This is a genomic window from Streptomyces sp. Y20 (assembly GCF_043195475.1).
In the GTDB taxonomy this organism is placed as follows: domain Bacteria; phylum Actinomycetota; class Actinomycetes; order Streptomycetales; family Streptomycetaceae; genus Streptomyces.
This window is the reverse complement of sequence record NZ_JBIDDP010000001.1, coordinates 371137-393847: the sequence shown is the minus strand read 5'-3', so window position 1 is coordinate 393847 and position 22711 is coordinate 371137. Positions and strand designations below refer to the sequence as shown.

Here is a 22711-nt window from a genome sequence, read left to right as displayed (position 1 = left end):
CCTTCGTGCTGACGCGACGGATACGGCGGTACTGCATCCGACCGGTGACTACAATTCTGTAGACGGTCTACCGAACTGTAGACGATGATGGGGTGAGGATCGTTCCCATGGGCGACACCAACGACGAGCGACGGCCGGCCGGCGAGCTGGAGGCCGCCGTCATGGCCGCACTCTGGGCCGCCGGCACACCGCTCACACCGGGCCGGGTGCAGCAGGAACTCGCAGCCGACCTGGCGCGTACGACCGTGACGACGATCCTGTCCCGCCTGCACGAGAAGGGCGCCGTCGACCGCGAACAGCAGGGACGCGGCTACGCCTACTTCCCCGTCCACGACGCGGCGGGGCTCACCGCGCGGCGCATGCACGGCGAACTCGACCGGGACACCGACCGCGAGACCGTGCTGGCCCGCTTCGTCGCCCAGCTCAGCCCGGACGACGAGCAGGTGCTGCGCCGGCTGCTGGAGGCCGACCAGGCATGATCCTTCTGCTGCTGGTCCCCCTCCTGGCACCCTTGGCGGCGCCGGCCCTGGCGCGGCACGCCCTCGACCGCCTCGATCCCGTCACCGCGCTGTGGGCACTGACCGCCTCCTCCCTCGCGCTCGCGGGGGCGTGCGTGACAGCGCTCGGCGTCGTCGTACTGACCGCCCTGCTCAAGATCCCGGCCTTCGCCGCGCTCGGCGAACTCGTCCACCCCCTGCGCACCCTCTCGGACGGCGTTCTCGTCCCCGCCGCGGCGGCGGCGGCCGGCGTGCTCACCGTCGGCGTCCTGGCCCTCGGCCGCTCGGCCGTACGACAGATCGGCGCCTTCCGCACCGCCCGCACCCAGGCCGACCGCCGTCCCGCAGCCGGCGACCTGTGCGTCATCGACTCACCCCACCCGGACGCGTACGCCCTCCCCGGCCGCCCGCACCGCATAGTCGTCACCACCGCCATGCTGCGCAGCCTCGACGCGGCCGAGCGCGAAGCCCTCTTCGCCCACGAACGCGCCCACAACGCCGGTGGCCATCACTACTTCCTCGTCGCAGCCGAACTCGCGGCCCACTGCCACCCCGCCCTGCGCGGGGCCCGCGCCACCATCCGGTTCGCCGCGGAACGAGCCGCCGACGAGGCCGCGGCCACCGCTGTCGGAGACCGGCGCCTGATCGCCCGGGCCATCGCCCGGGCGGCCCTCGCCGGCCACGACTCCCGTGCGACGCGCCCGGCCTTCACCCCCGCCGCGACCACCGGCCCCGTCCCCCGCCGGGTCGCCGCCCTCCTCGCGCCCCCCGGCTCCCGCCCGCACGCCACCCGCTGGATGGCCCTGCTCCTGGCCGCCTGCGCGGCGCTGTCCGTGACCGCCGCGACCGCCGGCGTACTCACCGTCCATCACCAGGTGGAGGTCGCCCAGGGCGAGGAGAGTCCGTGACCCGCTGAGGCGCTGAGCCGCGGCGTGGGCGGTGATCCGCCGGGGCGCCGAGGAGCACGCCTGGGGTCAGTGGGGCGGCGGCGGCGACAGGGCGGCGCGGGTGCGCACGGCGCCCCCAGGGGGAGCGCTGTGGTGCCCCGGCAGCTCGCCGGGCCGGCCGACCGGTGTCCGCCCGCCACGGTGACCCTCCGGACTCTCGGTCACGCACCTGCCGCGCAAGCGCTACGAGTGCTGCTCCCCGGGGCCGGCCGGTGCGGGCCCGCCCCCCGGCGCCCGTGACCTCGTCGCTCACAGCCGGCGCCGGGCTCCGTCCCCGGACTCGGCTTCCCATAAGCGGACCCGTCCGCCCGCATCGGTCGCCCCGTCGGGTCCGCGGGCGGCCACCCCCTGCGGCCCCCGCCCCGAGTGACGGTGAGGGCCCGCCCCAGCCGGCCGGCGAGCAGGAGAGCCGCCGCGCCGGTGGCTCGGTCCTCCGATGCCGTCACCGCGGCCAGGCCCGGGTGCGGGACGGTCAGTGGCCGGTGAAGACGGCGTCGCGGCGTTCGACGAAGGAGCGGATCCCCTCGGCTCCGTCGGCGGTCGACAGCAGCCGTGCGATGTCGGGGCGCAGCCGCTCGATCGCGGCGCCGTCGCCCTGCTCGTGGGCCAGGTGCGCGGACCGCAGGACGGTCCGCACTCCCAGAGGGGCCGACTTCTCGGCGATGACCCGGGCGATCCGGGTCGCCCGCTCGACGGCGGCCGGTCCGTCGGCCACGACCTCCTGCACCAGACCGATGCGGTGGGCCTCGGCGGCGTCGAACTCCTCGCCGGTGAGGATCCAGCGCATGGCGTTGCCCCAGCCGGCTTCGCGGGGGAAGCGGAGGGTGGCGCCGCCGAAGGGGTAGATCCCGCGGCGGATCTCGTACTGGGCGAAGCGGGCGTCCCGGGCGGCCACCCGGATGTCGGCGGCCAGCAGCAGCTCGATGCCCAGGGTCATCACCCAGCCCTGCGCGGCGGCGACGACGGGCTTGGACCAGGTCCCGTCCAGCCGCCAGGGGTCCCGGCCGCCCTCGGGCGCGTCGAACTTTCCGGAGGCCAGTTCGGCGCCGACGTCGACCATGTCCAGGCCGCCCGTGAAGTGGTCGCCGTGGGCGAAGAGGACCCCGCACCACAGGTCGTCGTCGGATTCCAGGAGGCCGTACGCGGCCGACAGCCCGGCGAGCATGGCCCGGGTGAAGGCGTTGCGCCTCGCCGGGCGGTTCAGGCCCATGAGCAGCACGTGCCCGTCCCGTTCCACGGTGACCGCGGCGGCATCGGCAGATGCGGAATCCATCGGCTCTCCTCGTCAGTTGCGTGATGAGACTTACTGGAACGTAATCGACGCGCGCGCCATGGACAAGTCCATCTCATGATGAGACTGATAGGCTGAAAGGCATGAGGCGGACCTCCTTCGACAACTGGCCCTGCTCGATCGCCCGGACCGTGGACGTCCTGGGCGACGGCTGGACCCTGCTCGTGCTGCGCGAGGTCTTCTACGGCGAGTCACGCTTCGACGGCTTCATCACCAGTCTCGGCATCGCCCGCAACACCCTCACCGACCGGCTGCGCCGCCTGGAGGACGCGGGCCTGCTGCACCGGCGCGCCTACCAGACCGACCCCGTCCGCCACGCGTACCTCCTGACGGACAGGGGCCGCGACTTCTTCGGTGTCCTTGCCGCACTCAACGCCTGGGGCGACCGGTGGCTGGCCGACGACTCCGGGGCGCCGGTGCTCATGCGGCACACGGCCTGCGACCACGACACCCACGCCCAGGTGGTCTGCTCCTCCTGCGGTGAGCCGCTGCGCCACGAGGACGTCGACGTGCGCACCGGCCCCGGCTACCCGGCCCGGCTGCTCGACGGCCCCGGGGTGCGCGCCCGGTTCGAGCGGAACGGCAACCCGGAGGCGGCCGCCGGCCGGTGACGCTCGACGGGCTCCTCGCGCGGTGCGCCGCGGTGCCGGGACCTGCGGCCCTCGGCCCGCGGTGCGGTGCCGGGAGCGGGCGGTCCCGGTCGGCGTGCGATGCGGTGCCGGCAGGTGCCGGTTCCGATCGGCCCGCGCTCGTGGGCACCGTCCCCCGAGGAGGTGCCGGCGCGCGCCCATCCGGAGCTGGTCACCGGGCGCGGACCGGCCGGAGGGCGGACGCTCTACGGGGTGGACGCAGCGCCGTGAACGCCCCCGGCAGGGACGGTTCGGCCCAGGGACGTGGGCCGGACGGCCCTTCCGGGTACCCGCCGGGCCGCCGGAGGGTGGGGTGCTGTGCCTCCGGCACGCGTCGTCACCCACCGACCGCCTCCCGACCCGGGGAAGGACCCAGATGTCCGTCGACACGCAGCAGGTGCCCGCCGAACTCACGGACGAGGAGCTCGCCACCCTGGACGCTCACTGGCGCGCCGCGAACTATCTCGCCGTGGGCCAGATCTACCTCCTGGCCAACCCGCTGCTGACCGAACCCCTGCGTCCGGAACACATCAAGCCGCGCCTGCTCGGCCACTGGGGCACCTCACCCGGCCTGAACCTGGTCCACACCCACCTCAACCGCGTCATCAAAGGCCGCGACCTGAACGCCGTCTGCATCTGGGGGCCCGGCCACGGCGGCCCGGCCGTCCTGGCCAACTCCTGGCTGGAGGGCTCGTACACCGAGACCTACCCGGACATCACCCGGGACGCGGCCGGCATGGCCCGGCTGTTCCGGCAGTTCTCCTTCCCCGGCGGAGTCCCGAGCCATGTCGCCCCCGAGACCCCGGGCTCGATCCACGAGGGCGGGGAACTCGGCTACTCCCTCTCGCACGCCTACGGCGCCGCCCTCGACAACCCGGACCTGCTGGTCACCTGTGTGATCGGCGACGGCGAGGCGGAGACCGGCCCGCTGGCCGCCTCGTGGCACTCGAACAAGTTCCTCGACCCGGTCCACGACGGTGCCGTGCTGCCGGTCCTGCACCTGAACGGCTACAAGATCGCCAACCCGACGGTGCTGTCGCGGCTGCCCGGATCGGAACTCGACGACCTCCTCAAGGGCTACGGCCACGACCCGATCCACGTCAGCGGCGACGACCCGGCGGCCGTCCACCGCGCGATGGCCGATGCCATGGACACCGCCGTCGACCGCATCACCGCCCTCCAGCGCGCCGCCCGCGAGGACGGCGCCACCGACCGGCCCCGCTGGCCGGTGATCGTCCTGCGCACCCCCAAGGGCTGGACCGGCCCCGCCGAGGTCGACGGGCTGCCGGTCGAGGGCACCTGGCGCGCCCACCAGGTGCCGCTCTCCGCCGTACGGGACAACCCCGAGCACCTGCGGCAGCTGGAGCGGTGGATGCGCTCCTACCGGCCCGGGGAACTGTTCGACGAGGACGGCGCTCCGCGCGCGGACGTGCTGGCCTGCGTCCCGCACGGAACCCGGCGGCTCGGCGCCACACCGCACGCCAACGGCGGCCTCCTGCTGCGCGAACTGCCCCTCCCGCCACTGGGCAAGTACGCCGTCGAGGTCGACAAGCCGGGCGCGAGCATGCACGAGCCGACCCGCGTCCTCGGCGACATGCTCCAGGACGTCATGGCCGCCACCACCGGCCGGCGCGACTTCCGCCTGGTCGGCCCCGACGAGACCGCCTCCAACCGGCTCCAGGCGGTCTACACGGCCAGCGGCAAGGCCTGGCAGGCCGAGACCCTGCCGGTGGACGAGCACCTCGACCCGCACGGCCGCGTGATGGAGATCCTCTCCGAACACACCTGCCAGGGCTGGCTGGAGGGTTACCTCCTCACCGGCCGCCACGGGATGTTCTCCTGTTACGAGGCGTTCGCCCACATCGTCGACTCGATGGTCAACCAGCACATCAAATGGCTGCGCACCACCCGCCGCCTGTCCTGGCGGGCTCCCGTCGCCTCCCTCAACTACCTGCTCACCTCCCACGTGTGGCGGCAGGACCACAACGGCTTCTCCCATCAGGACCCCGGGTTCGTCGACCATGTCCTCAACAAGAGCCCGGACGTGGTGCGGGTCTATCTGCCGCCGGACGCCAACACCCTGCTGTCCGTCGCCGACCACGCCCTGCGCAGCCGCGACTACGTCAACGTGATCGTCGCCGGCAAACAGCCCTGCTTCGACTGGCTGTCGATGGAGGAGGCGAAGGTCCACTGCGCCCGCGGCGCCGGCATCTGGCAGTGGGCCGGCACCGAGGACGGCACGCGTGAACCGGACGTGGTGCTGGCCTGCGCGGGCGACGTACCCACCCAGGAGATCCTGGCCGCCGCCCGGTTGCTGCGCCGCCACCTGCCGGAGGTGAGGGTGCGGGTGGTGAACGTCGTCGACATCGCCCGGTTGCTGCCGGCCGGGGAACACCCGCACGGCATGGGGGACTTCGAGTACGACGGACTGTTCACCACGGACAAGCCGGTGATCTTCGCGTACCACGGCTACCCCTGGCTGATCCACCGCCTCGCCTACCGCCGCACCGGCCACCCGCACCTGCACGTACGCGGCTACAAGGAGATCGGCACCACGACGACACCGTTCGACATGGTGGTCCGCAACGACCTCGACCGCTACCGCCTCGTCATGGACGTCATCGACCGCGTCCCCGGCCTGGCGGTGCGGGCCGCCGCCCTGCGTCAGCTCATGGAGGACACCCGGCAACGGCACCACGTGTGGATCCGCGAGCACGGTACGGACCTGCCCGAGGTGGCCGACTGGTCCTGGGACGACTGAACGGTCGGGCCGGGCGGGAGCACCCGGCACCGGGCCACTTCCAGGGCCGGGTTTCCCGCGCCGCCGGCGGCCGGGTGGCCGAAGCGGGGCCGGCCGACCCTGGTCACCGGACCCGCGGCGGGGGGAGGATCGGCGGGGAGGACCGCACACGTCACAAGGAGCGAGCGATGGCGGAGCACGAGCCGGCCGGACCCGACCACCCGATCCGGGTGTTCCTCCTCGACGACCACGAGGTGGTACGGCGCGGGGTGCATGACCTGCTGGACGACGAGCCGGACATCACGGTGGTCGGCGAGGCGGCCACCGCCGGGCAGGCCCTGGCCCGCGTCCCCGCCCTCCGGCCCGACGTGGCGGTCCTCGACGTCCGCCTGCCGGACGGCGACGGGATCACCGTGTGCCGGGAGCTGCGCTCGCACCTGCCCGGCCTGGCCTGTCTGATGCTGACCTCCTTCGACGACGAGGAGGCGCTCCTGGACTCGATCATGGCGGGCGCGTCCGGGTACGTCCTCAAGCAGATCCGGGGCTCGGACCTGGTGTCGGCCGTGCGGACGGTGGCCCGCGGGCAGTCCCTGCTGGACCCGAGCGCCACCACGCGGATCATGGCCAGGCTGCGCGGCGGGCAGCGGGCGGCCGAACCCGAGGCGCTGCCCGGACTCACCGAGCGGGAGCGGGAGATCCTGGCGCTCATCGGCGAGGGCCTCACCAACCGGCAGATCGGCCAACGGCTGTACCTGGCCGAGAAGACCGTGAAGAACCACATCTCGCGCCTGCTCGCCAAGCTCGGTGTCGAACGGCGTGTCCAGGCCGCCGTCATCGCCACCCAGGCGCAGGACCGCCCGCACACCCGGGGACGCTGAGCGCCGCCGCCGCTCGACCGCTCCCCGGCCCCCGCCCGCTCACCCGCCGCCCGGCAGCCGGCGCCCCGTGACCATCTCGGAGGCGATCCGTACGAACACCCGGTCCCGGACGGGCAGCCAGGAGTCGGGGCCGCACCGCGCGAGACGTTCGTGCTCGGCGGAATCCGTCACGAGTGTGGCCCGGCCGGTCACGACCACACTCCAGCCGGAGTGGGTCACCGCGTCGAACTCGTCCGCCTCGAAAGCGACCACGGCGCCGTCCACCGCGCGGACCAGGTCCGAGCCCGCCGAGGTCCCCAGCACCACGGAGGCGTCCCCGTCGAGGCGGAAATTGACCGGCAGTACGGCCGGGAGCGCCTGCCTGGTGTACACGACGCGGCCGACGGGGACCCTGCCCAGCAGCGACAGGCAGGCTTGCCTGCCGAGTTCGGGGAAGTCGCCGTCGTGAAGCACTGCACCATCGTCTGCGCGGGGCCCCCGGCAGGGGTAGGGCCGACCGGCCCCCTTGCCCCCGGGAAGCGGGCCGGGGCGGCGGAGGACACCCGGGTCCGATCGCCGTGCCGCCGTCCGCCGTGATCCCGTATCGTCCCCCTCGCGGGGCCCGGCTACCGTGGCAGGGGGCGGGGTCACCGTATGCGGGGCACGGGGGGCTGGGAGGAAGCAGTGGGAAGCTCCGAGGAGGCGCGCGCGGCAGGGGTGCGGTTGCCGCAGCTCGGGCTGGACGAGCTGCTGGCCGAGTTGCAGGCCCGCCTCGACGCGGCCCGCGGCACCCAGGACCGGGTGCACAGCCTGCTGGAGGCCGTGCTCTCCGTCGGCCGCGAACTGGACCTGGAGCAGGCGCTGCGCGGCATCGTGGAGGCGGCGGCGGCCCTGGTCGACGCCGAGTACGCGGCGCTCGGCGTGATCGGCTCGGACGGCAGACGGCTGTCGGCGTTCATCACGGTCGGGATCGGCGCGCAGGAGATCGCCCGCATCGGCCCGTACCCGGAGGGCCACGGCATCCTCGGCGAACTCATCCGCCACCCCGAGCCCCTGCGGCTGTCGAAGCTCTCCGAGCACGCGGCGTCGTACGGCTTCCCGCCCGGCCATCCGCCGATGAACAGCTTCCTCGGCGTCCCGATCCGCGTGCGGGACCAGGTCTTCGGCAACCTCTACCTGACCGAGAAGCGCGGCGGACGGCAGTTCGACGAGGACGACGAGTCGCTGCTGTCCACGCTGGCCGTGGCGGCGGGCGTGGCGATCGACAACGCCCGCCTGTACGAGGAGTCCAGGCTGCGGGAGCGCTGGCTGGCGGCGAGCGCGGAGATCACCAGCAGTCTGATGTCCGGCGCCGACCAGCACGAGGTGCTGGGGCTGATCGCCGAGCGGGCCCGGGACATCACCGGCGCGGCCCTCGCCACGCTGGCCATCCCCGTGCCCGGCACCGGCACCCTCGCGGTGGAGCTGGCCATCGGCCGGGAGGCGCAGGCCCACCGTGGCCTCCTGCTCCCCGTGGAGGGCACCCTCACCGGAGCGGCCTTCGCCCTCGGCGCGTCCGTGAGCAGCCCGGACGTCGCGCACGACGAGCGGATCAGCGCGGGCCCGGCGCGGTTCGCCGGTCTGGGCCCGGCCGTGGCCGTGCCGATCGGCCGTGAGGACCGCGTGCGGGGGGTCGTCCTGCTGGCCCGCCGGGCGGGTGCCGGAGAGTTCTCCGACAAGGAGACCGTGCCGCTGAAGGGGTTCGCCGCGCAGGCCGCCCTCGCCATGGAACTCGCAGAGCGCCGCCGGGACGCCGAACAGATCGCGCTGCTGGAGGACCGCGACCGGATCGCCCGGGACCTGCACGACCTGGCCATCCAGCGGCTCTTCGCCACCGGCATGACGCTCCAGAGCGCGGGCCGGTTCATCGAGCACACCCAGGCCTCGGAGCGGGTGCTGCGCGCCGTGGACGACCTCGACGAGACCATCAAGATCATCAGATCGACGATCTTCGGTCTGCGCACCCATGACGCCGACGAGGTCTGCGGGCTGCGGGCCCGTGCGGTACGGGTGGCCGGCGAGGCGGCACCGGTGCTGGGCTTCGCGCCCAGTGTCCGGATGGAGGGCCTGCTCGACACCCGGGTACCGCCCGAGGTCGCCGACCACGTCGTGGCCGTCCTGTCCGAGTCCCTGACCAACATCGCCCGCCACGCGCACGCCGACCGCGCGGACGTGGTGCTGGAGACCGACGGGAACGAGGTGCGGCTCACCGTCACCGACAACGGCGTCGGCGTCCCGGCCGGGGGCCGCCGCAGCGGTCTGCGCAACATGACGGAGCGGGCCCAGGGCCTCGGCGGGGACCTGGAACTCGTCCGTCCGCGGGACGGGGGCACCCGGCTGGTGTGGCACGCGCCCCTGAAGCGGACGCCGCCGGCCCCACGCGGTTAGCCCGCGGTCTGCGGCGTACGGCCGGACCCGGCCCAGAGTTTCAGCGTGAACCAGGTCGTCTTGCCCTCGTCGGTCGGCCGCACCCCCCAGCTGTGGGCGAGCGTGCGGACCAGCAGGAGGCCCCGGCCGGACTGCTCGTCCTCGGCCGCGTGGCGGGGCTGGGGAAGCTGCGGGCTGTGGTCGCTGACCTCCACGGTGAGATCGGTGGAGGTGTGGCACAGACGGAGCCCCAGCGGGCCCGCGGCGTGCTGCACGGCGTTGGTGAGGGTCTCGGACAGCAGCAGGAGGGCGTCGTCGGCCGGTGCCGCGCACTCCCACGAGGCCAGCGTCCGCCGGAGGAAGGCGCGGCCCTCGGGGACGGAGGACGCGGTGGCGGGCAGCTCGGTGGTCACGGCGGCCAGGGGGGCGGCCGGGAGCTGGGTCAGCAGGAGCGTCACGTCGTCGTTGTGGCCCTCCGCGTCGGGCAGCAGCGTGGCCAGCACGTGGTCGGCGGCGGCCTCCAGCCCGTCCGCCCGGAGGAAGAAGGCGTCGAGGACGGCGGTGAGTTCGTCGAGGCGCGCTTCGATGTCACTGTCGGGCGTCTCGATCAGGCCGTCGGTGTACAGCACGAGCGTGGCGCCGGGCGTCATGTCGGTGCGGGACTGCTCGTAGAGGACGTCGCCGACGCCGAGCGGGGCGTTGACCGGGGCAGGAAGCGCGCGGACGCCGTCCCGGGGGCCGATGACGAGGGTCGGCAGATGCCCGGCGGAACACACCGTCACGGTACCGGCGTCCGGGGCGATGATCAGATAGCAGCAGGTGACCAGCTGGTCCGGCACGTCCAGGTCCGTGACGACCGTGTCGAGAGCCTGCATCAGCTGGCGGGGCTGCATGCCCGTCTTGGCGAGCGCGTGCGCGGCCGAGCGCAGCTGGCCCATCACGGCAGCCGCCTCCAGCCCGCGGCCCATCACGTCGCCGATGAGGACCCCGACCCGCCCCGCGCCCAGCGGTATGAGGTCGAACCAGTCACCGCCGACGCCGGCGCCCTGCGTCGCGGGCCGGTAGCGGCTGGCGGTGGCCAGGCCGGGGATGGCGGGCGGCGTCCCCATGAGACTGCGCTGCAACGTGAGGGCGATGTGCCGCTGTTGCTCCAGCAGGGCCGTGAGTTCGGCCTCCGCGCGCTTGCGGTCGCTGATGTCCCGCACGATGGCACAGGCGCTGACGACCTTCCCGCAGCTGTCCCGGGTCGGCCACAGCGTGACGTCCACGTCCAGCAGCGCCCCGCCCCTGGTGACCCGCAGGGCCTCGAAGTGCTCGACCTTCTCGCCCTCGCGGAGCCGTTCCAGCAGGGCCCGGATGTCGTCCTGCATCTCGGCCGGGGCGAGCAGCGATACGTGCCGGCCGATCGCCTCCTGGGCGGTGTAGCCGTACAGCCGTGTCGCGGCGGCGTTCCAGTAGGTGATGTAGCCGTCGAGGGTCTTGGCGAGGATCGCGTCCTGGGAGGACTCGACGAGCGCGGCGAGTTCGTTGATGCGGGCCTCGGCCGCCTTGCGGTCGCTGACGTCGCGCACGGCGGCCGACACCAGCAGTCCGTCCGCCGTCTCCATCGGGCTGAGGCTGATCTCCACGGGGAACTCGCTGCCGTCCTTGCGCAGTCCGTGCAGTTCCAGCCCGGCCCCCATGGGACGCACCTGGCGGTTGGCGGCGTAACCGTCGCGGTGACGGGTGTGATGGCTCCGGAAGCGGTGCGGGACCAGCAACTCCACGGGCCGGCCCAGCAGTTCCTCGCGCCGGTAGCCGAACAGGGCCTCCGTCTGGGCATTGACCAGCCTGATGGTGCCGGTGTCGTCGACGATGACCATGGCGTCCGGCGCCGCCTCCAGCAGCCCGCGGAACCGCTCCTCGGCCGCCGACGGACCGCCCTGCCGCACGTCGGCACCGCACCGGCACTGCCCGGGGACCGCAGGCGCCGCGGAGTGCGCCGGCCCGTACACGAAAGTGTTCATACGTACCCGCCAGTTCGTTCGTGATGCTGCGGCCATCCCAGCGCATGCGGGGCACGACGGCCGTGACTTGTCGCGCCCTGTCCGGACGGTGCGCGGAACGCTTCGAGCAGTGGCGAAATTGTCCGTTGTCCGCCCCTGTCTGATCACAGCCGGTCATGTGGTGGCCGTGCCGTAGGGCCGGTCGGCCTCACACGTAGACCTGCGGACCCTGCCCCCGCCCCGCCGCGGGCCGCGAGGCTGAGAGGGTCCCGACATCAGGAGGCGGACCCCACGTCCCGCACCGTCACCGCGCGGGCCTCGACGGTCCGCAGGAGAGCCGGACCGCCGCCGAGTGGGCGGACCGCGAAGCGCGGCTGCGCGCGCTGCCGCTGCGGCTGGTGCGCGTGTGGGAGCCGGTGGCCCCCATGGCGCGGGCCCCGCTGCCGGGCGCGAAGACGCACCAGCGGTGGACCGAGCGCGTTCCGGAGGAGACGGCCGAGGGCCTGCGGCTGCGGCACCCCGCGGTGGAGGTCGTCGCCGGGCAGCGCGCAGGCAGCCCCGGCGAGGTATTCACGGCGGTGGCCGGCGGGGCCGAGCCGATGGTGCCCGGTCCCCGGAGCGACGGCGGTGTCGGGGGCTTCCTGGTGGGCTCCGTCGGCCTGACGGTCGCCGCACACGCCCGGCGCCCCGTGGTGCTCGTACGGGGCGGGCGGGGGACAGGCCGCCGACGAACACGAAGCAGGACCCCGCCGGGGTACCGTCCGCCGCGACGCCCTACCGGTCCGTCGTGCTCGGCGTGCACATCACCGCCCCGGACGACACGGTTCCCGCGTTCGCCTTCGGGGAGGCCGCCCGGCGCGGGACGGCCGTGCGGGCCGTGCGGGCCGTGCGCGCCTGGGCCGCACCTCCGTACTACGTCTGTCTACGGACTGGCCGTCGACCCGGCGTTCGAACGGGAGGTCGCACGGCAGGAGACGGCCGCGCTGTCCGAGGCGCTGCGGCCCTGGCGGGGAATACCCCTCCGCGGCGGTCGGCGAGGCCTGCGGGGCCGGAAGCTCGTCCGTGCGTCCGGTCGACGCCTCGCACGAGGCGCCCCCGGTCGTCGCGGGCCCCGCACGCGCCCGGCCCCGCTGGGCCTGCGCGTCGGCCCGATCGCCCACGCCTGCACCGCGCCACCGCACCGGTCGCCGCCGTCCCGCACGGGTGACCGTAGGGCTGGACGCCCGCGGGCAGCCGGCCCCGCCGGCCGACGGGGCCGCTGACCGCGGGGCCTGACAGGGCCGGGCGGCGCACGGTCACGAACGGCTGCCGCTGCCACTGCCGTACGGGGCGTAGAGGTCCAGGAGGCGGATGCGGGCGGCCTGGAGGCGGTGGGCCACCACACGGCCGACCCACACGGCGACCGCGCGGCCGATCTCGGCGTCACGCGCGCACAGGTCCCGCACGGCCTGCGCGTCGAACTCGTAGGCGCGCACCGGACTGGTGGTCTCGGCGCCCAGCTGCCAGATGTACGGAGCGAAGTGCCAGGACCAGCCGACGAGTTCGCCGTAGCCGAGGGTCTCGATCACGGCGGCGCGGCGGCCGGGCACATGCAGGTCCAGGGCGACGGTTCCGGTGCGGATGATCCAGAACCGGTCGGCCCGCCGCCCTTCCTCGAACAGGCGCGTACTCACCGGAAAGGACACCTCGCGGGCGAGGTTCATCAGCCGCTCCCGGTGGCCCACCGGGAGGGCCGCGGCCAGGGTGGTGGAGGTCATGACTCCGGCTCCTTTCGTTCCCGCCGCTGCCGGCCGGCGGGGCGCAGTGACGCTGCTGCCTTCCAGCTTCCGCGCGGCCGGTGCCGGGCACCACTGGCCGCCCGGCCCCCCACGCAGGGCCGACCGGCCCTGCGTACGAGGGGGCCGTACCGGTGCGGCCCGGCGAGCGTGCCGGCCGAGCATGGTCCGCCCGGTCCGGGCCGAAGGTCCCGTGGAGGGGGCGGACCGGCCCTTCGCGGCGGGCCGCGGCGCGTGTCACGGTGGGACGGCAGGTCCCGGACCGCCGGCATGCCGGCCCGGAGGAAGGCGGTGAACCCGATGACGGAACTGCCCCTCGTCGTGGGCGTGGACGGATCGGCGTCCAGCCTGACGGCGGTCGACTGGGCGGTGGACGAGGCCGCCCGCCACGGACGGGAGCTGCGGCTGGTGTACGCCTGCCTCTGGGAGCGCTACGAGGGTGTCCTGCCGCCGGACAGTCCGGACCGCCCGTCGGAGCAGATGATGGCCGAGCACGTCGTCGCCTCCGCGGTGGAGCGGGCCAGGCTGCGCGGCCCGGACGTCAGGACCGCCACCGCCGTCCTCCCCGAGGAACCGGTGGACGCCCTGCTGCGTGAAGGCGACGAGGCCTTCGCCGTGGTGACCGGAGCACGCGGACGGGGCGGGATCAAGGGGCTGCTCCTCGGCTCGGTCGGTCTTGCCGTGGCCGCCCGCGCCCACTGCCCGGTCGTCGTCGTCCGCGGGGACCGGGCCGGCCTCGCCGGCGACCATGAACGTGTTCTGCTGGGCGCCGGGGAACCGGCCACCGGCGGCGAGGCCGCGCGCTTCGCCGTCCAGGAGGCGGAGGCGCGCGGCTGTGTCCTCGACGTCGTACGGGCCTGGCGCTGCCCCGCCGGCCCTGACCGGGTCACCGGGGACCTCGCGCACCGGCACGGTGAGGAGGCCGCCGTCCTGCTCGACGCCGTGCTGCGCGACGCGACCGCCGGCCGGCCGGCGGTCCGTGTGCGGCGCTCCACACCGCAGGGAGCGGCCCGGAAGGTGCTGGTGGACCGTTCGGCCGCCGCCGACCTCGTCGTCATCGGTGCCCACCGGCGCGAGGACCACCGCGGGCTCCAGCTCGGCCGGGTGGCGCACACCCTGCTGCACCACGCCCGGTGCCCGGTGGCGGTCGTACCCCGGCGGAGGTGACCCGGCCGGTGGCGGCGGGGACGGTACGCCGACCAAGGGGCGGGGAGTGGCTGACCGAGCCGGGCGCGCCGGAATCGGTCATGGTGGACAGGCGGGGCGACAGCGGAAGCGGGCGAGTGGGCCGAGGGACACCGGAAGGTGGGTCGGCGGACCGGGGAGTGAAGGACGATGGCGGAACAGGGAGCACCGGAACAGACCCCGTCGACGGCGGCGGACGGTCCCCCGCAGGGCGACCTCGGACGACGCATCGAGCGACGGCGGACAGAGCTGGGCCTGACCCAGGAGGAGCTGGCCCTGCGGGCGGCCATGGCCCCGAGTTACCTCGCGCACCTGGAGAGGCACAGCACCGCGGCACCGGAGGCCGGTACCCTCATCCGGCTGGCCGGGGCGCTGGGTACCAGCCTCGCGGAACTCGGCGGCGGACACGCCGGCCTGCCGGCGGGCATCGGCCACGCCGCCCGCGCCCCCCGGCTGAGCGCACTGGACGAGCAGGAGTGCCGTCGGCTGCTGTCGACGCACGGTGTGGGAAGGATCGCGGTCTCCACCGAGGCCGCCCCGCTCGTCGTCCCCGTCAACTACAGCATCGTCGACGACGCCGTCGTCTTCAGGACCCAGCCGGGAACGCTCTCCCTCCAGGCACTCGGCCGTGAGGTGGCCTTCGAGGTCGACCGCGTGGACGACGCCCTCAGTCAGGGCTGGAGCGTCGTGGTACGGGGACCCGCGGAGGCGGTGACCGATCCCGACGCCGTACGACGCCTCGCCGAGCGCGCCTGGACCACGCCCTGGGCCGGCGGGGAGCGTGACGCGTGGGTACGCATCGGCATCACCGCTCTGACCGGCCGCCGCATCGACGTGCAGTGAGCCCGCCCGGCGCCTCGGCCGGGCACCGGTGGCCCTCCCTTCCAGGGTGCTGGATCACGGAAAGCGGCACCCCGTGCGCCGCGATCCCCGTGGGGTCGGACCCTCGCACGCCGCCCACCTCGATCACGCAGGTGTGCGCGGGCGTGAACCCGCTCCGCGGCCGCTGCCGGCCCGCTGCTCGTCGTCCCTGCCCGAGCCGCTCCGGTCGGCCCGCAACCCGGCCACGGCCTCGACGCCCGCCGCCGAAGCCGGCCGCGCCCCCAGTCCGACATGATCGTCACACTGGCGCGCGGTTTGCCCGGCCCCGGGTGATCCTGGTCGCGGCCGGGCCCGAGGGCCCGGGGCGGGCTGGTCACATCAGGGGGGTGTGTGCGACGCTGCGATGAGCCAGCCTGGTCTCGTGAGAGACCCCGCGCTGTCTCCAGGCCATCCCACCCCGGTGACCGGAGAACGGTACGGGTGGTCTTGCTCGGCTGTGCGTGGCCCGACGCCGCGCGCTTGACGGCCCGCCCTCGGGCGGCAGCCGTGAGAGGCTCGATCCCGGAACTGGGGACGATCCATGCCCGAATTCACCGTGACAGTAGCCCAATACCCCGAAGAGACCGTCATCGCCGTGACCGGCGAGATGGACATGAGCACCTGCCCGCAGGTGGAGGAAGCCACCATGGCGCTGCCCGCCGGCAACGTCTCGCTGCGCCTCGATCTGTCCGGCATATCCTTCATGGACTCCATGGGGCTCAACCTGCTGCTGACCCTGCGGCGCCGTCTCCGCGCCGACGGTGGCCGCCTGGCCCTGACCGGTGTGCAGGACCAGCCCTGCGCTCTGCTGCGCCTGACCGGGGCGTACCCGCTCTTCGACATCACCGAGGCCGCCGACAGCCTCGCCGGCTCGGGGCACTGACCGCGCGTCGCCCAGCGGCCCGGCGACGCGTCATCGGAGTCCGTCGCCCGTACGAGGCCCCCCGTCGCCGCACCTGCCGGCCGCCCGTCTCCGCGCCGCCGTAAGGCGGTCCGCACGTCCGTGTCCAGCCGGCCGCGTGCCACCGAAGCGGAACCGCGCCCATCCCGGTCCCTTCCCGCCGTCCGCCGCGCCCGCCCGTGCTGCCCGGTGTTCCGTACGACACACCTCGTTCCCCCGGACGTGGGCCGGACGAGGGTGCGCGCGCAACCGGCATGTTGCCCCCGCAGGCCGGGGGTACTGGAGAGGGCGAGGATGCGGAAGCGGCGGGCACCCGCCGCCCGCCGTACGGAAAGGGGGGCCGTCGTGCCGGATCGGGACGAGGCGGTGCAGGGCATGCTGGCGGGCCTGCTGGCCGAGAGCCACCTGATGCCGTTCGAACGCCTGCCCTCCCGCGTGGTCGACCACGCCGCCAGGGCCGGGTTCGGCGACGTACGGATCTACCTGGGCGACCTCCAGCGCGACGTCCTGCGCCTGCTCACCGGCAACGGAGGGGACGCCGCGCGGGGCGCGCCCGAGGACACCGGCGAGCTGACCGTGGAGGGCACCCTCGCCGGCCGCGCCTACATGCACGGGGAGATCGTGGCCGCCGGCGGCGCCCGGCCCGGGGTGCACGGATGGTGGGTACCGCTGCTGGACGGGAGCGAGCGGCTCGGCGTGCTGCACCTGACCTCCGCGGCGGACGACGCGCGGGTACGACGCGACATGTACGCCCTGGCGTCCCTGGTCGCGATACTCGTCGCCGGCCACCGGGACGTCAGTGACTCGTACGCCCGGCTGGCCCGTGTCAAGCCGATGAACGTCGCCGCGGAGATGCAGTGGACGCTGATGCCGCCGCGCACCTACGCCGACGGCCGGGTCGTCGTCAGCGCGGTCATGGAACCCGCGTACGAGGTCAGCGGCGACGCCTACGACTACGCCACCGCCGACGACGTCGTACACCTGTCGATGTTCGACGCCATGGGCCACGACACCGCGGCCGGTCTCACCGCCAACCTCGCCGTGGGCGCCTGCCGCAACCAGCGCCGGCAGGGTACGCGCCTGCCCGACCTGGGCAACGGCATCGAGCAGGTGCTCCTGGGGCAGTTCGGCTCCAGCCGGTACGTGACCGGCGTCCTCGCCGACCTGAACACCTCCACCGGCATGCTGAGCTGGACCAACCACGGTCACCAGCCACCGATCCTCATCCGCGGCGGCCGCTGGAGCACCCTCCTGAGGTGCCCGCCCACCCACCCCATGGGCACCAACCTGCACCTGCCCACCACCGTATGCCACGAGCAGCTCCAGCCCGGTGACCGGCTCGTCCTCTACACCGACGGCATCACCGAGGCACGCACCGCCGACGGCCGGGAGTTCGGCCTCAGCCGGTTCACCGACTTCCTCATCCGCCACCACGCCGACCACCTGCCCGTCCCGGAAACCCTGCGCCGGCTCATGCGCGCCGTCCTGCGGCATCACGACGACCACCTGCGCGACGACGCCAGCATCCTGGTGTGCGAATGGCTGGGCCCCGGCTCCCACCTGCCCCGCGCCGCGCCCCTCGCCGGCATCCCCGGCCCCTACGGTCCGGGCTGAGGAGCGGCGAGGGCACCGGCGTGGCACACACGGCGAAGCCCGGGCACACACGGCGAAGCCCGCCGCGGGGACGGCGGGCTTCGTACGGGGGAGCGGACGGGTATATGTCAGTTGCTGGTGAGCATGCCCTCGCGCAGGCGGGCGAGGGTGCGGGACAGCAGCCGGGAGACGTGCATCTGCGACACGCCCAGGCGTTCGCCGATCTGGGCCTGCGTGAGTTCCTCCACGAACCGCATGTGGATGATCTGCCGGTCACGCTCGTTCAGTTCGGCGATCAGCGGGGCCAGCGCGTGGAAGTCCTCCACCAGCTCCAGGGCCGCGTCCTCGGTGCCGATGAAGTCCTGGAGCGCGGTCTCACCGTCCTCGCTGGAGCCGAGCGCGGCGTCGAGGGAGGAGGAGTTGTAGCCGTTGGCGGCGAGGCGGGCCTCGCGCACCTCGTCCTCGGGCAGGCTCAGCAGCTCCGACAGTTCGCCGACCGTCGGGGTGCGGCCCAGCCGGCTGCGGAGTTCCTCGGTGGCGCGGGCCAGCTGGACCCGGGCCTCCTGAAGGCGCCTCGGCACGTGCACGGCCCACGTGGTGTCACGGAAGAACCGCTTGATCTCACCCACGATGTAAGGGATGGCGAAGGAGGTGAACTCCGCCTCCCGCGACAGCTCGAACCGGTCGATCGCCTTGATCAGTCCGATCATGCCGACCTGGACGATGTCCTCCATCTCCTCCGGCCCACGGCTGCGGAACCGGCCGGCCGCGAAGCGGACCAGGGACATGTTCATCTCGATCAGCGTGTTGCGGGCGTAGCTGTACGCGGGGGTGCCCTCTTCCAGCACCGCCAACTGCTCGAAGAACAGCCGCGACAGCTCGCGGGCGTCCTTCGGCGCCACCTTGGAGGGGTCGGCGACCTCCGGCACCCCGGCTGTCCGTAGGTCCGTCGCCGTCACGCTCGTGAGCGCCATACTGTTTCCCCTCCCACAATCGGATCCCATCGCTGCCGCCCGCCTGGAGCGGCCGTCGGCGCAGCGCTTACCCCCTCATCCTGCACCCATGCACGCCATCCGCACCAATTTCCGGAACCGGGGCCCGCGGCGAGGACCGCGGCGCCCGGCCGCGGAGCCCGGAAAAGGTTTTCTCGCGGCGATGTCGAGAACCCCCGGCCGGCTCCGTCCCCGGGGTGGATGTGACCACAATGGGTCGCGTCGGCACACCGAGGAGAGACACGATGGCCAAGTACCTGCTGCTCAAGCACTACCGCGGCGCTCCCGCTCCGATGAACAACGTCCCGATGCACCAGTGGACGCCCGAGGAGGTCACGGCGCACATCCGCTACATGCAGGACTTCGCTGCCCGGCTGGAGGGGACCGGCGAGTTCGTCGACGCCCAGGCGCTCGCCCCCGAGGGGACCTTCGTCCGGTACGACGGTGAGGGGCGGCCGCCGGTCACCGACGGGCCGTTCGCCGAGACCAAGGATCTGATCGCCGGCTGGATGATGATCGACGTCGACAGCCACGAGCGCGCCGTCGAGCTGGCGGGGGAGCTGTCGGCCGCCCCCGGGGCGGACGGGAAGCCGATCCACGAGTGGATCGAGCTGCGCCCGTTCCTGGCCGCGCCGCCCACCATCACGGAGTGACCTCTCGATGAACGAGGCCCTGCTCCGGAGCCTCACGCCGAGCGTGCTCACCGCCCTCGTCCGCCGCGGTGCCGACTTCGCGGCGGCCGAGGACGCCGTACAGGACGCGCTGGTCGAGGCGGTCCGCGCCTGGCCGGCCGACCCGCCGCGGGACGCGAAGGGCTGGCTGATCACCGTGGCCTGGCGCCGGTTCCTCGACGCGACCCGGGCGGACGCCGCCCGCCGCCGGCGGGAGGACCGCGTCGACGAGGAGCCGGCGCCCGGGCCCGCGCCCGCGACGGACGACACCCTCCAGCTCTACTTCCTGTGCGCCCATCCGTCGCTGACGCCGGCGTCCGCGGTCGCGCTCACGCTGCGCGCCGTCGGCGGGCTCACCACCCGCCAGATCGCCGACGCCTACCTGGTGCCCGAGGCGACGATGGGGCAGCGGATCAGCCGGGCCAAGCGCACCGTCTCGGGTGTGCGGTTCGACCGGCCCGGTGACGTCGCCACCGTGCTGCGCGTCCTCTACCTGGTCTTCAACGAGGGCTACTCCGGTGACGTCGACCTCTCCGCCGAGGCCATCCGGCTCACCCGGCAGCTCGCGGCCGTGATCGACCACCCCGAGGTGGCGGGGCTGCTCGCCCTCATGCTGCTCCACCACGCCCGCCGCGCCACCCGGACCACCCCCGACGGCAGCCTGGTACCGCTCGCCGAGCAGGACCGCGGCCGGTGGGACACCGCGTCGATCGCCGAGGGCGTCGCCCTCCTTCAGGCGGCCCTCGCCCGGGACCGGCTGGGCGAGTTCCAGGCCCAGGCCGCCATCGCGGCACTCCACGCCGACGCGCCCACCGCCGGGGAGACCGACTGGGTGCAGATCGTGGAGTGGTACGACGAGCTGACGCGCCTCACGGACAGCCCGATCGTCCGGCTCAACCGCGCGGTGGCCGTCGGCGAGGCCGACGGACCGCGCGCCGGCCTGGCGGCACTCGCGGCGCTGGACGACTCGCTGCCCCGCCACACCGCGGTGGCGGCCTACCTCCACGAGCGCGACGGCGACCTGACGACGGCGGCCCGCCTGTACGCCGAGGCGGCCCGCCGGGCAGCCAACCTCGCCGAGCGCGACCACCTGACCCGTCAGGCCGCCCGGCTCAACGCCCGCCGGCCCCGCTGACGAGACCCGTCAGCAGCCCCCGCAGTCGTGGTACGGGACATCCCAGTGGCTGCTCTCGCGGGCGTGGATGTCGCCCGAGCCGGACCTGTACTGCCGGGCGCCGTCGCCGCGGTCGGCGATGTGTGTGGAGGGGATCCGGGCCGCCTCCGGGATCCGCTCTCCAACGAGTCGATCACCCGGCACCTGGCAGTCGGCGGCAAGACGGTCCAGACGCATGTGCGACGTCTCCACGAAGCCGGGTCCGGAACGGGACCTGCAGGGCCACCGGCGGGGGCTGGCCGTGCTCAGGTACCCGCAGGCGCGGGGCGAGCCGGGCCGCCGGGGTGCCGGGCGGGCTTCGCCGGTCAGTCCACCGTCACGTGCAGGCGCACGGTCAGGCCGGTGGGCAGGGCCCGGATCTCCACCAGGTCACAGAGCTGGTGCATCATCCACACGCCCCGGCCGCCGGCGGGGGAGAGCGGATCGGGGCGGCGCCGGCCGACGAGGGGATCCGTGAGCCGGCCGCGGTCCTGAGTCTCGGCGATCAGTGTGCCGTCCCAGCGCCACAGCCGCAGGGTGCCCTGTCCTCCGCCGTGGCGCACCGAGTTGCCCGTGGCCTCGTTGACGGCGAGCAACCAGTCCGTACGGCGCCGCGGTGACAGGCCCGCCGCCTCGGCCCAGCCCGCGGCGGCGTCGCGCACGCTCCCGAGATCCCGCTCCTCGAAGCGCAGCACGACCGCGTCCGCCGGTTCGGGCAGCGGTGTGTCGCAGTCGCGGCCCACCTCGTGCGCGTCCACGTGCTGCGGACTGTGCCGGTAGTCGCCGGGGCCACCGATGACCGGGTGAGTCCGGTAGGCCTGTGCCAGGACCGTCTCGGGCAGCGCGGTGTCGTAGGGGCACAGGATGGTCGCGGGGCGGCCGGCGAACGCCAGGTTGATCAGGGCCTCGTGGCGGGTGGCCTCGCGTGCCTCCGCGGGGGTGCGGCCCGGCCAGATCGGCTCGCCCACGATGGACGGGTGCCGGTCCGCGTGCCGGTCGGCGAACTCCTGGAGCATCGACAGGATGCGCCCGGGGTTGCGTCCGGCCTGCCGCATGTCGACCCAGGTGACGTCCCCGGCCTCCGCGCCGAGGACGTCCCGGAGGAGACTCAGGCGTGTGCCGGGCACGGCGACAAGCTGGGGGCGGCCCCGCAGCGCCTCCGCGCGGACGAAGCCCCCGACGCCCTTCAGGTAGTCGTCCTCCGTGGCGTAGAAGAGCGCCGGATGGTGGAAGTCCGCGTACTGCCCCGGCTCGGCGGACGCTCGCGTGTAGGTGGTCATCGGCCTGCCGTCTCTATGCCGGCGCCCAGCTCCGGAAAGAGTTCCAGCATGCGGTGGAGCGCGGGCGGCGCCCCGAGGATGCGCACGGGTGTGTCAGAGGGGCGCCGCAGCGCCGCCTGGGCGATGTCCGCCAGCGCCGCGACGTCCAGGTGGTCGAGGCCCGACAGGTCCAGCGTGACGTCTTCGGCCGGGGACGCGGAGAGCGCCGCCGCCGCCGAGGCGATCACGCGCCGGTTCTCCCAGCCGGCCGACCCCGACAGCCGGAATCCGGCCGGTCCGGCCAGCGGCGCGACCGCCAGTCCCGGCTCGCCGCCCGGGCACCCGGCGGGGCCCGACCGCGCCAGGTGTGCCGCCGACAGCGCCGCCAGGTCCTCGGGGGGCACCAGGCGCCGGTCGTAGAAGCAGCAGGCCCGCAGGGGCAGCTGCTCGAAGACCTCGTGGTGGATCCGCAGCTCGTACTCCAGCAGACGCTCGGCGCCGGCTATCTCCCGGGTGCCCCAGGACATCTCGCCGATCGCCCGCAGCCCCCGGTATCCCTGTGCCGCGGCCGCCTGCACCGCCTGCCGCCACACACCGATCATCGCCTCCGGGTCGAAACGGTCCCCGGCCAGATAGGTCTCGGCGGCGGTGATCACCACGAGCTGTCCACTTCGTACGGCGGAGGGAGCGTCGACGCCCCGGTCGACGAGCGTGCGCGTCACCAGATCGGGCGCGGTGGCATCCGCGAAGTAGCGGACCTGTTCGCCCCGGTCGAATCCGGCCCGGACGAAGCCGGCGAGATGGCCGGCCCATTCCGCATCGGTCGAGTACGCCACGGCGGCATGCCGGTCCGCCGCGCTCTCACCGCCGGCGCTCATGGACGTGGCGTACATCGGACCACCCTGCCCCTCCCGGTGCGACCGGATCCGCCACACAGATTCACCAGACTACCGCAGAGTCTCCACCGTT

General features: G+C 74.0%; 21 protein-coding genes. 13 read left to right on the top strand and 8 right to left on the bottom strand.

The window, feature by feature from the left end:
• Window positions 1–107: 107 nt before the first annotated feature.
• Both ACGFT1_RS01855 and ACGFT1_RS01850 read left to right on the top strand, forming a co-directional pair.
• Entirely contained in the window at window positions 108–479 is a 372-nt protein-coding gene (locus tag ACGFT1_RS01855; protein WP_373907045.1) for a BlaI/MecI/CopY family transcriptional regulator, read from the top strand.
• A complete protein-coding gene (locus tag ACGFT1_RS01850) occupies window positions 476–1405 on the top strand; it encodes a M48 family metalloprotease (protein ID WP_373907044.1) in 930 nt (309 codons plus the stop codon). The genes ACGFT1_RS01855 and ACGFT1_RS01850 overlap by 4 nt, the downstream gene beginning before the upstream one ends.
• A 511-nt stretch (window positions 1406–1916) precedes the next feature.
• Here the strand turns inward: ACGFT1_RS01850 and ACGFT1_RS01845 are convergent.
• Window positions 1917–2717, bottom strand: coding sequence for a crotonase/enoyl-CoA hydratase family protein (locus ACGFT1_RS01845; protein WP_373907043.1), 801 nt, complete (start codon window positions 2715–2717; stop codon window positions 1917–1919).
• 101 nt (window positions 2718–2818) lie between these two features.
• Here ACGFT1_RS01845 and ACGFT1_RS01840 point away from each other — a divergent pair, with 101 nt between their 5' ends.
• The 3 genes from ACGFT1_RS01840 to ACGFT1_RS01830 all read left to right on the top strand — a co-directional run bounded on the left by ACGFT1_RS01840 (window position 2819) and on the right by ACGFT1_RS01830 (window position 6982).
• Window positions 2819–3346, top strand: a complete 528-nt coding sequence (locus ACGFT1_RS01840) for a winged helix-turn-helix transcriptional regulator (RefSeq protein ID WP_373907042.1) — start codon at window positions 2819–2821, stop codon at window positions 3344–3346.
• 394 nt (window positions 3347–3740) lie between these two features.
• A complete protein-coding gene (locus ACGFT1_RS01835; RefSeq protein WP_373907041.1) occupies window positions 3741–6125 on the top strand; it encodes a phosphoketolase in 2385 nt (794 codons plus the stop codon).
• 167 nt (window positions 6126–6292) lie between these two features.
• The gene (locus ACGFT1_RS01830; protein ID WP_373907040.1) at window positions 6293–6982 is read left to right on the top strand and encodes a response regulator; all 690 of its coding nucleotides are present in this window, start codon (window positions 6293–6295) and stop codon (window positions 6980–6982) included.
• A 39-nt stretch (window positions 6983–7021) separates the two neighbouring features.
• Here the strand turns inward: ACGFT1_RS01830 and ACGFT1_RS01825 are convergent, their stop codons facing one another.
• Window positions 7022–7435 (bottom strand): pyridoxamine 5'-phosphate oxidase family protein, encoded by a 414-nt coding sequence (locus tag ACGFT1_RS01825; RefSeq protein ID WP_373907039.1) that lies wholly within the window; start codon window positions 7433–7435, stop codon window positions 7022–7024.
• A gap of 180 nt (window positions 7436–7615) precedes the next feature.
• On the opposite strand from ACGFT1_RS01825, the gene ACGFT1_RS01820 reads away from it, so the two are divergent.
• Window positions 7616–9388 (top strand): GAF domain-containing protein, encoded by a 1773-nt coding sequence (locus ACGFT1_RS01820; protein WP_373907038.1) that lies wholly within the window; start codon window positions 7616–7618, stop codon window positions 9386–9388.
• Here the strand turns inward: ACGFT1_RS01820 and ACGFT1_RS01815 are convergent.
• Window positions 9385–11373 carry a PAS domain S-box protein gene (locus ACGFT1_RS01815; RefSeq protein ID WP_373907037.1) on the bottom strand — a complete coding sequence of 663 codons (1989 nt, stop codon included), beginning with the start codon at window positions 11371–11373 and terminating at the stop codon, window positions 9385–9387. The two genes, ACGFT1_RS01820 and ACGFT1_RS01815, sit on opposite strands and share 4 nt — an antisense overlap.
• A 353-nt stretch (window positions 11374–11726) precedes the next feature.
• Here ACGFT1_RS01815 and ACGFT1_RS01810 point away from each other — a divergent pair, with 353 nt between their 5' ends.
• Window positions 11727–12614 (top strand): universal stress protein, encoded by an 888-nt coding sequence (locus tag ACGFT1_RS01810; RefSeq protein WP_373907640.1) that lies wholly within the window; start codon window positions 11727–11729, stop codon window positions 12612–12614.
• A 33-nt stretch (window positions 12615–12647) separates the two neighbouring features.
• Here the strand turns inward: ACGFT1_RS01810 and ACGFT1_RS01805 are convergent, their stop codons facing one another.
• Entirely contained in the window at window positions 12648–13109 is a 462-nt protein-coding gene (locus ACGFT1_RS01805; protein WP_373907036.1) for a Crp/Fnr family transcriptional regulator, read from the bottom strand.
• A 318-nt stretch (window positions 13110–13427) separates the two neighbouring features.
• On the opposite strand from ACGFT1_RS01805, the gene ACGFT1_RS01800 reads away from it, so the two are divergent.
• From ACGFT1_RS01800 to ACGFT1_RS01785, 4 genes are all read left to right on the top strand, one after another.
• A complete protein-coding gene (locus ACGFT1_RS01800) occupies window positions 13428–14294 on the top strand; it encodes a universal stress protein (protein ID WP_373907639.1) in 867 nt (288 codons plus the stop codon).
• Window positions 14295–14462: 168 nt separating this feature from the next.
• Window positions 14463–15155 (top strand): helix-turn-helix domain-containing protein, encoded by a 693-nt coding sequence (locus ACGFT1_RS01795; RefSeq protein ID WP_373907035.1) that lies wholly within the window; start codon window positions 14463–14465, stop codon window positions 15153–15155.
• Window positions 15156–15729: 574 nt separating this feature from the next.
• Window positions 15730–16056, top strand: a complete 327-nt coding sequence (locus ACGFT1_RS01790) for an STAS domain-containing protein (protein WP_373907034.1) — start codon at window positions 15730–15732, stop codon at window positions 16054–16056.
• Between the two features lie 393 nt (window positions 16057–16449).
• A complete protein-coding gene (locus ACGFT1_RS01785; protein WP_373907638.1) occupies window positions 16450–17688 on the top strand; it encodes a PP2C family protein-serine/threonine phosphatase in 1239 nt (412 codons plus the stop codon).
• A 107-nt stretch (window positions 17689–17795) separates the two neighbouring features.
• On the opposite strand, the gene ACGFT1_RS01780 is transcribed toward ACGFT1_RS01785, so the two are convergent.
• Window positions 17796–18641 carry an RNA polymerase sigma factor SigF gene (locus ACGFT1_RS01780; protein ID WP_373907033.1) on the bottom strand — a complete coding sequence of 282 codons (846 nt, stop codon included), beginning with the start codon at window positions 18639–18641 and terminating at the stop codon, window positions 17796–17798.
• 263 nt (window positions 18642–18904) lie between these two features.
• On the opposite strand from ACGFT1_RS01780, the gene ACGFT1_RS01775 reads away from it, so the two are divergent.
• Together ACGFT1_RS01775 and ACGFT1_RS01770 are read left to right on the top strand one after the other, a co-directional pair.
• Window positions 18905–19312 (top strand): YciI family protein, encoded by a 408-nt coding sequence (locus tag ACGFT1_RS01775; protein ID WP_373907032.1) that lies wholly within the window; start codon window positions 18905–18907, stop codon window positions 19310–19312.
• 7 nt (window positions 19313–19319) lie between these two features.
• On the top strand, window positions 19320–20465 hold the full coding sequence (locus ACGFT1_RS01770) for an RNA polymerase sigma factor (RefSeq protein ID WP_373907031.1): 1146 nt from the start codon (window positions 19320–19322) through the stop codon (window positions 20463–20465).
• Between the two features lie 9 nt (window positions 20466–20474).
• Here the strand turns inward: ACGFT1_RS01770 and ACGFT1_RS01765 are convergent, their stop codons facing one another.
• The 3 genes from ACGFT1_RS01765 to ACGFT1_RS01755 all read right to left on the bottom strand — a co-directional run bounded on the left by ACGFT1_RS01765 (window position 20475) and on the right by ACGFT1_RS01755 (window position 22635).
• Window positions 20475–20681 carry a hypothetical protein gene (locus ACGFT1_RS01765; RefSeq protein ID WP_373907671.1) on the bottom strand — a complete coding sequence of 69 codons (207 nt, stop codon included), beginning with the start codon at window positions 20679–20681 and terminating at the stop codon, window positions 20475–20477.
• Between the two features lie 128 nt (window positions 20682–20809).
• Window positions 20810–21763, bottom strand: a complete 954-nt coding sequence (locus tag ACGFT1_RS01760) for an anti-sigma factor RsbA family regulatory protein (RefSeq protein WP_373907030.1) — start codon at window positions 21761–21763, stop codon at window positions 20810–20812.
• Complete coding sequence (locus ACGFT1_RS01755; RefSeq protein ID WP_373907029.1) at window positions 21760–22635, bottom strand: MEDS domain-containing protein; 876 nt, start codon at window positions 22633–22635, stop codon at window positions 21760–21762. The genes ACGFT1_RS01760 and ACGFT1_RS01755 overlap by 4 nt, the downstream gene beginning before the upstream one ends.
• Window positions 22636–22711: the final 76 nt, after the last annotated feature.

What these genes read in the sequence shown, in the direction of transcription:
- ACGFT1_RS01840 (WP_373907042.1), top strand. Translation starts at nt 2,819, where the DNA reads ATGAGGCGGACCTCCTTCGACAACTGGCCCTGCTCGATCGCCCGGACC.
- ACGFT1_RS01755 (WP_373907029.1), bottom strand. Translation starts at nt 22,635, where the DNA reads ATGTACGCCACGTCCATGAGCGCCGGCGGTGAGAGCGCGGCGGACCGG.
- ACGFT1_RS01770 (WP_373907031.1), top strand. Translation starts at nt 19,320, where the DNA reads ATGAACGAGGCCCTGCTCCGGAGCCTCACGCCGAGCGTGCTCACCGCC.
- ACGFT1_RS01830 (WP_373907040.1), top strand. Translation starts at nt 6,293, where the DNA reads ATGGCGGAGCACGAGCCGGCCGGACCCGACCACCCGATCCGGGTGTTC.
- ACGFT1_RS01845 (WP_373907043.1), bottom strand. Translation starts at nt 2,717, where the DNA reads ATGGATTCCGCATCTGCCGATGCCGCCGCGGTCACCGTGGAACGGGAC.
- ACGFT1_RS01785 (WP_373907638.1), top strand. Translation starts at nt 16,450, where the DNA reads ATGCTGGCGGGCCTGCTGGCCGAGAGCCACCTGATGCCGTTCGAACGC.
- ACGFT1_RS01795 (WP_373907035.1), top strand. Translation starts at nt 14,463, where the DNA reads ATGGCGGAACAGGGAGCACCGGAACAGACCCCGTCGACGGCGGCGGAC.
- ACGFT1_RS01820 (WP_373907038.1), top strand. Translation starts at nt 7,616, where the DNA reads ATGCGGGGCACGGGGGGCTGGGAGGAAGCAGTGGGAAGCTCCGAGGAG.
- ACGFT1_RS01765 (WP_373907671.1), bottom strand. Translation starts at nt 20,681, where the DNA reads ATGCGTCTGGACCGTCTTGCCGCCGACTGCCAGGTGCCGGGTGATCGA.
- ACGFT1_RS01850 (WP_373907044.1), top strand. Translation starts at nt 476, where the DNA reads ATGATCCTTCTGCTGCTGGTCCCCCTCCTGGCACCCTTGGCGGCGCCG.
- ACGFT1_RS01805 (WP_373907036.1), bottom strand. Translation starts at nt 13,109, where the DNA reads ATGACCTCCACCACCCTGGCCGCGGCCCTCCCGGTGGGCCACCGGGAG.
- ACGFT1_RS01780 (WP_373907033.1), bottom strand. Translation starts at nt 18,641, where the DNA reads ATGGCGCTCACGAGCGTGACGGCGACGGACCTACGGACAGCCGGGGTG.
- ACGFT1_RS01775 (WP_373907032.1), top strand. Translation starts at nt 18,905, where the DNA reads ATGGCCAAGTACCTGCTGCTCAAGCACTACCGCGGCGCTCCCGCTCCG.
- ACGFT1_RS01760 (WP_373907030.1), bottom strand. Translation starts at nt 21,763, where the DNA reads ATGACCACCTACACGCGAGCGTCCGCCGAGCCGGGGCAGTACGCGGAC.
- ACGFT1_RS01800 (WP_373907639.1), top strand. Translation starts at nt 13,428, where the DNA reads ATGACGGAACTGCCCCTCGTCGTGGGCGTGGACGGATCGGCGTCCAGC.
- ACGFT1_RS01835 (WP_373907041.1), top strand. Translation starts at nt 3,741, where the DNA reads ATGTCCGTCGACACGCAGCAGGTGCCCGCCGAACTCACGGACGAGGAG.
- ACGFT1_RS01815 (WP_373907037.1), bottom strand. Translation starts at nt 11,373, where the DNA reads ATGAACACTTTCGTGTACGGGCCGGCGCACTCCGCGGCGCCTGCGGTC.
- ACGFT1_RS01855 (WP_373907045.1), top strand. Translation starts at nt 108, where the DNA reads ATGGGCGACACCAACGACGAGCGACGGCCGGCCGGCGAGCTGGAGGCC.